Genomic DNA, 6,933 nt, shown 5'->3' on the forward strand with positions numbered 1-6,933 from the left:
CCCCCCCCCCCCCCCCCCGCCGGGGGGCCCCCCCCCCCCAGCCTCTCGGCCGTCGGCGAGCAGTACATCGACCTGCGGCCGGCCGGGTCCGACGGCCCGTACCTGCGGGACGGATCGGTCGTCCCCCGCTCCGCCACCCGCACTCCACCGCCCGTCACCACCGTCCTCAAGGGGGTCGGCGACCTGGCGGCCTCCGTCGATCCGGAGTCGCTGCGCACGGTCGTGGACGAACTGGGTACGGCCCTGAACGGCCGTGGCGACGATCTGCAGGCGCTGCTGGACAGCGGCGACCACTTCGTACGCGCCGCCGACCGTGCGCTGCCCTCCACCACGCGGCTGGTGATCGACGCCGAGACCGTGCTGCGCACCCAGGCGGAGGAAGGCCGGGCACTCAGATCCTTCGCCGGCGGCGCCAAGCGGCTCGCCGCCGAACTCGAGGACTCCGATGCCGATCTGCGCCGGCTCATCGCCGCCGCACCCGGAGCGGCGGACCGGGTGACCGCACTGCTGAAGGACCTCGAACCTGCCTTCGGAGTCGTCCTGGCCAACCTCCTCACCACCTCGGAGGTGGCCGTGACCCGCCAGCGGGGCATGGAAGAGCTGCTGGTGACCCTGCCCGCCGTGGCCGCCGCCGGATCGACCGCCGTGACTCCCCGGGGTGTCAATCTCGGCATGTCGGTGACGTTCTTCCAGCCGCTGCCCTGCACCTCCGGATACGGCGGCACCACCTACCGCGACGGCCTCGACCTGTCCGCGCCGCCTCCCCTCAACACCGCGGCGCGCTGCACCGCCGACCCGGCCGGCGGCGTCAACGTCCGCGGTTCCGCCAACGCCCCGCGCGGCGGTCCGGTACCCGAACCCGCCCGGCCGGGACCGGCCCGCGGGGAGCGCGGATGAGGCCGCCGGGCGGCGCGGACCGCCGGTGGTGGGCCGCCGTCGCCGTCGCGGCCCTGCTGTGCGGCGGCGCGGCATGGTCGTACGCACGGGCGGCGGGCGAGGCGACGCGGGCGTACGCCGAGAGCCGCGACACCGCGCTCGCCGCGGGGCGGGAACACGTGGCCCGGCTCAGCAGTCTCGACGGGCGGCGTGCCGAGGAGGGCCTGCGGACGTGGCTGGAGGTGTCGGCCGGTGAGCTCCGCGAGGAACTGGAGCGGACGAAGCCCCCGGCGGACGTGTCGGCCCGCGCGACGGTCACGGACGCCGCTCTGACCGCACTCGACGACCGGGCGGGCACGGCCAGGCTGATCGCGACGGTACGGGTGGAGATCACCGCCGCCGCGCGGACGGCGGGCCCCCCGGCCACCGACCGCAAACGACTCGAGGCGGACCTCGTCCGCACCGGGGACGGCTGGAAGGTCACGGCCCTGACCGCTCTCCCCGCCACCGGAACGTGAGAGGAAGCGACGCAGGTGACCACCGGCGAAGGCGTCACACCCCTGATACCCGCACCGCGCTCCTCACCGCAGGACGCCACGGCGGAGGACCGGGCCACGGAGCCCGGGGTACCGGAGGACCGGGCCGCGCAGGACGGCATGGCGGACGGCATGGCGGACGGCGCGGCGGAGGACCGGGCCGCGGACCCCGGGGTGCCGGAGGGCCGGGAGGTCACGGGGCCGCGGGGGCCTCGGAGCCGGTCGCGCGCGGTGGCCCGGCTCCTCGTCGCCCTGCTGCTGCTCACGGGCGGCTGGTTCCTCTGGCGTACGCAGCAGCTGACCGGCTCCCCGGCCACCGGGAACCACGCACTGACCGACACCGGGGCCACCGCACGGGTCGTCACCGACGTCAGCGGCGCCCTCGGCCGCGTGTTCTCGTACACCCCGCGGGACACCGCTGCCACCCGGCAGGCGGCACGCCGACTCCTCGACGGCAGGGCGGCCCGTCAGTACGACACCCTCTTCACCCAGGTCGAGCAGAGGGCCGCGGAACAGCGACTGACACTCACCACCCACGTCGTACGCGCCGGGGTCACGCGCCTCACGGACCGCAGCGCGCACCTGCTGGTCTTCCTCGACCAGGTGGCGCAGCGCGCGGGCAGACCCGCCACCACGACCGCCGCCCAGTTGTCCGTCACCGCCGAACTGCGCGACGGGCGCTGGCGGATCGTCGACCTCACAGCCCGTTGAGAACGGCTCGGCGGATCGATGAACACAGCGCGGAGAGACACCCGGGACACCGCAGACAGCGAAGGGGACGGCCGCCCGATGGCACGCACGCCTACGACACGGAACCCGCTCCTGGCCACGGCCGCGGCGCTGGCCCTGCTCGCTGCCGGCGCCGCCGGCTGGAGCGGCTGGTCCTGGTACTCCGCCGCGCACGACGAATCCGCCGCGTACGCCGCGGCACGGGACGACGCGCTGGCCGCGGGGGAGCAGGCCGTGCAGAACATGAACACCCTCGACCACCGCGACCTGCGCCGCGGACTGGACACCTGGCAGGACTCGGCCACCGGCGAACTGCACGAGCAACTCACCGCCGGCCGCTCGCGGTTCGAGGAGCAGATCCGCGAGGCGAGGACCGTGACCAGCGCCCGGGTGCTGTCCGGCGCGGTGACCGAGCTGGACACCCGCGCCGGGAAGGCCCGCGTGATGGTCGCGCTCAGGGTCACCGTGACCCCGCCCGCGGGCAGACCCACGGCGAAGGAGAGCCGCCTCCTCGGAGAGCTCACCCGCACGCCGCAGGGCTGGAAGCTCAGCGCGCTCGGCCAGGCGCCGGTCGGCAACACCCCGGTGGACTGAGAGGAGCACGACATGTCGACGACCCGCCACCTCATCAACCGGCAGCGACGCCTGGCGTCCACGAGCGCCACCCGCGCCCCGGCCGCGCCCCCGCCCGAGGAGACCCGCCCCACCCGGCACCGGGCAAAAGCCGGGGGCCGCCGCCCCGCCGCGCGGCCCGCGGTACGCCCCCGCCGGTCGGGCTTCCGCGGCAAGCGGGTCCCGGCGCTGCTGGGCGTACTCACCGTCCTGCTCGGCGGCTTCACCGCGTGGGCCGCCGGTGAGACGTCCGCCCTGCGCGACGACCCGGCCGTGCGCAACACCGCCCTCACCGACCTCGCACGGACCAGCGAGGTCAAGGGCCGGATCACCCAGGCGGTCGACGAGTTGTTCTCGTACAACTACGCCGCACCGGCCGAGGCGGACCGGGCCGTGAAGGAGCACCTCACGGGGCGGGCGGTCGAGCAGCACCGCGCGATGCTGGCCCCCGTGCGCCGGCAGGCCGCGGCGCAGAAGCTCGTCCTCACCACCACCGTCACGGAGAGCGGCGTGGAGGAGATCCACGGCGACCGGGCCCGCGTGCTCATCTACGCGGACCAGACCAACACCCGTACCGCGGCCAGGAAGGACGCCACGACCTACGGCGCCGCCATGTTCGCCGTGGAGGCGGTACGGACGGGCGGCACCTGGCGGATCGCGGCCATCGACACCCTGGGGGCGGGCACATGACGGAACGGACCGGGCTCGCCGGGCCGCGCGTACGACGGGCACACCGCGTGCGACAGGCGCAACGGCTGCGCCGGGGACACCGGGCACGGCGCGCGGTGACCGGGACGGCCGCGGCCGTCGCCGCCATGGCGGCGCTCACCGCCTCCCAGGCGCCCGGTTTCGTGCCGCTCGCCCGGCCCGCGGCCGGGCAACCCGCGGCACGCCCCACCGCCGCCGTCCCGCCCCAGGACGACGCCTACCACACCGAGCTCCCGCCGCTGTCCGTACCGCGGCTGCCCGCCCAGCGAGGGGCCGCCCCGCCCGTCGCCGGCGGCGCCCGGCGGCCGGTGGCGGTCCGCCTCGCCGAGGCAGGGATCCCCGCGACCGTGCTCGCCGCCTACCGGCGCGCCGAGGCGTCCGTCGACCGCACCGACCCGCGGTGCCGGCTGTCCTGGCAGCTGCTCGCCGCCATCGGCAAGGTCGAGTCGGGGCAGGCGCGAGGCGGCCGTCTGGACGCCCGGGGCACCACGCTCGCGCCGATCCTGGGCCCGGTGCTCGACGGCGTGGGCTTCGCCAGGATCCTGGACACCGACGGCGGCGCGTACGACGGGGACCGGACGTTCGACCGCGCTGTCGGCCCACTGCAGTTCATCCCCTCCACCTGGGCCCGCTGGGGCGCCGACGGCAACGGGGACGGGCGCCGCGATCCGCACAACGTCCACGACGCGGCGCTGGCCGCCGGGCGCTACCTGTGCGCCGGGGACCGGAACCTCGCCATCACGGCCCACCTGGACCGGGCGATCCTCGCGTACAACCACTCGGACGCGTACCGTCGCACCGTGCTGGCGTGGCTCGCCTTCTACCGGCGCGGCGCGCACCCGGTGCCGGACGGGACGGGTGTGCTTCCCGTGACACCCGGCCCGGGACGCCCGAGTGCCGGAACGGGTCAGGGCGCGGGTGCGGGTGCGGGGACGAAACCGTCGGCGCCCCGCCCGGGCGGCGGGATCGTGGTGGGACCTCAGCCCTCGGGCCGCCCCACTCCCTCCCCGCGCCCGCCCGGCCGCCCGGTCCCGTCACCCGGTACGCCGGGAACTCCCGGCCCACCCGCCCCGACCCCGACCCCGACTCCGAGCCCGTCCCCGACTCCCACGACACCGGTACCGACGCCCACCCCCACCCCCTCTCCGAGCCCGACTCCGAGCCCGACACCCAGCCCGACTCCGACCGAACCGGACACCGCCCCCACTGCCTCCCCCACCACACCAATCACACCCGCCACACCCACCTCATCCAGGGAGCAGCCCGTCGGCCCGGCCGCTCAGGCTCCGCCTCCCGACAGCACCTCGGCCAGGTCGTAGGAGACGGGCTCCTCCAACTGGGCGTACCCGCAGCTCTCCGGCGTGCGGTCCGGCCGCCAGCGGCGGAACTGGGCCGTGTGCCGGAAGCGGGTGCCCTCCATGTGGTCGTACCCCACCTCGCACACCCGCTCGGGCCGCAGCGGCACCCAGGACAGGTCCTTCTTGCCGGACCAGCGGCTCGGCGCCCCGGGGAGCCGGGCGGTCTCGTGGGCGGCCTCGTCCGTCCAGGCCGCCCAGGGGTGGTTGTCGGGGGAGTCCATGCGCAGCGGTTCCAGCTCGTCGACCAGCGCCGCGCGCCGCGCGGCGGTGAACGCGGCGCAGACCCCGACGTGCTGGAGTGCACCGCCGTCGTCGTACAGACCGAGCAGCAGTGAGCCGACGACCGGTCCCGTCTTGTGGAAGCGGTAGCCGGCGACCACGACGTCGGCCGTCCGTTCGTGCTTGACCTTGTACATGAGCCGGGCGTCGGGCCGGTACGGCAGGTCCAGCGGCTTGGCGATCACGCCGTCGAGTCCGGCCCCTTCGTACTGTTCGAACCAGTGCCGCGCCGTGTCGATGTCGGTCGTGGACGGGGCCAGGTGGACCGGGGCGTCCACGCCGGCCAGGGCCTCGTCGAGCCGTGCCCGGCGTGCGGCCAGGGGCGTGTCCATCAGCGACTCGTCACCGAGGGCCAGCACGTCGAAGGCGATGAAACGGGCGGGCGTGCGCTCGGCGAGCATCCGCACGCGGGAGGCGGCCGGGTGGATGCGCTCGGTGAGCCGGTCGAAGTCCAGTCGGCCCTCATGGGCGATCACGATCTCGCCGTCGATGACACAGCGGTCCGGGAGGCGCTCCAGGAGGGCGGTGACCAGCTCGGGGAAGTACCGGGTCAGCGGCTTGCCGGTGCGGCTGCCGATCACCAGCTCGTCACCGTCCCGGTGGACGATGGCACGGAAGCCGTCCCACTTGGCCTCGTAGTGCATGCCGGGCGGGATCTTCTTGACGGACTTGGCCAGCATCGGCTTCACAGGTGGCATCACCGGCAGATCCATGGCCCGATTCTGCCCCGATTCATCGGGTAGTGCCCGTGAATGATCCGATATGCGAGGTACCTACCGGCGCCCTAGGGTGGCGGCTATGGGAAACGCGGTGGAGCTGGAAGCCGGCGGGCGCACCGTGCGCCTGTCCAACCCGGACAAGATCTACTTCCCGGAGCGCGGCTTCACCAAGCTGGACGTGGCGCGCTACTTCCTCGCCGTGCGCGAGGGCGTCGTACGGGCCCTGCGGGACCGGCCCACCACGCTGGAGCGCTTCGTCGACGGCGTCGAGGGAGAGTCCTTCTTCCAGAAGCGCGCCCCCAAGAACCTCCCCGAGTGGATCCCCACCGCCCACATCACCTTCCCCAGCGGCCGCTACGCCGACGAGATCCGCCCCACCGAGATCGCCACCGTCATCTGGGCCGCCAACCTGGGCACGCTCACCTTCCACCCCTGGCCGGTCCGCGGCGACCGCACCGACCACCCCGACGAACTGCGCATCGACCTGGATCCGCAGCCCGGCACCGGGTTCCCCGAGGCGCAGGCGGCCGCGCACGAACTGCGCGCCTTGCTGGAGGAGCACGGCCTGCGCGGCTGGCCCAAGACCTCCGGCGGCCGGGGCCTGCACGTCTTCGTGCCGATCGAGCCGCGCTGGGAGTTCACCGGGGTGCGCCGCGCCGCCATCGCGCTCGGCCGCGAACTGGAGCGGCGCATGCCGGGCCGGGTCACCACGGCGTGGTGGAAGGAGGAGCGCGGCGAGAAGATCTTCTTCGACTACAACCAGACGGCCCGCGACCGGACCATCGCCTCCGCCTACTCCATCCGCCCCAAGCCCCACGCCCCGGTCTCCGCCCCCCTGCGCTGGGAGGAACTCGACGACATCGACCCGCGCGACTTCGACCTCGCCACCATGCCCGTGCGGTACGCCGACCACGGCGACGTCCACGCGGACATGGACGACCACGCCTTCACGCTGGACAGCCTGCTGGAGCTGGCCGCCAAGGACGAGCGCGACCACGGGCTGTCCGACCTGCCGTACCCGCCGGACTACCCGAAGATGCCGGGCGAGCCCAAACGGGTGCAGCCGAGCCGCGCCAGGAAGGCGGAGTGACCCCGGACCGTGCCGACAAGGCGGAC

Annotated in this window: 8 protein-coding genes; 7 read left to right on the plus strand and 1 reads right to left on the minus strand. The window is 74.7% G+C overall.

Annotated elements, in window-relative coordinates; all coding sequences use genetic code 11:
- From IH00_RS37360 to IH00_RS0116585, 6 genes are all read left to right on the plus strand, one after another.
- Positions 1–897 (plus strand): MCE family protein (locus tag IH00_RS37360; RefSeq protein WP_199819761.1); only part of this gene is annotated, 897 nt, incomplete at its 5' end.
- The gene (locus IH00_RS0116565) at positions 894–1,394 is read left to right on the plus strand and encodes a hypothetical protein (protein WP_031074259.1); all 501 of its coding nucleotides are present in this window, start codon (positions 894–896) and stop codon (positions 1,392–1,394) included. The genes IH00_RS37360 and IH00_RS0116565, both read left to right, overlap by 4 nt.
- A 15-nt stretch (positions 1,395–1,409) precedes the next feature.
- Positions 1,410–2,123, plus strand: coding sequence for a hypothetical protein (locus IH00_RS0116570; protein WP_234334868.1), 714 nt, complete (start codon positions 1,410–1,412; stop codon positions 2,121–2,123).
- Positions 2,124–2,201: 78 nt separating this feature from the next.
- Entirely contained in the window at positions 2,202–2,735 is a 534-nt protein-coding gene (locus tag IH00_RS0116575; protein ID WP_031074263.1) for a hypothetical protein, read from the plus strand.
- Positions 2,736–2,747: 12 nt separating this feature from the next.
- A complete protein-coding gene (locus IH00_RS0116580; RefSeq protein ID WP_031074266.1) occupies positions 2,748–3,443 on the plus strand; it encodes a nuclear transport factor 2 family protein in 696 nt (231 codons plus the stop codon).
- 65 nt (positions 3,444–3,508) lie between these two features.
- Positions 3,509–4,780 carry a lytic transglycosylase domain-containing protein gene (locus IH00_RS0116585; RefSeq protein ID WP_420710881.1) on the plus strand — a complete coding sequence of 424 codons (1,272 nt, stop codon included), beginning with the start codon at positions 3,509–3,511 and terminating at the stop codon, positions 4,778–4,780.
- On the opposite strand, the gene IH00_RS0116590 is transcribed toward IH00_RS0116585, so the two are convergent.
- Positions 4,741–5,811: an ATP-dependent DNA ligase gene (locus IH00_RS0116590; RefSeq protein ID WP_031074270.1), complete on the minus strand. Its 1,071-nt coding sequence runs from the start codon at positions 5,809–5,811 to the stop codon at positions 4,741–4,743. The genes IH00_RS0116585 and IH00_RS0116590 overlap by 40 nt on opposite strands.
- 85 nt (positions 5,812–5,896) lie before the next feature.
- Here IH00_RS0116590 and ligD point away from each other — a divergent pair, with 85 nt between their 5' ends.
- Positions 5,897–6,907 carry a non-homologous end-joining DNA ligase gene (gene ligD, locus IH00_RS0116595; RefSeq protein WP_031074272.1) on the plus strand — a complete coding sequence of 337 codons (1,011 nt, stop codon included), beginning with the start codon at positions 5,897–5,899 and terminating at the stop codon, positions 6,905–6,907.
- Positions 6,908–6,933 lie beyond the last annotated feature (26 nt).

The organism is Streptomyces sp. NRRL S-118 (assembly GCF_000716335.1).
GTDB lineage: Bacteria > Actinomycetota > Actinomycetes > Streptomycetales > Streptomycetaceae > Streptomyces.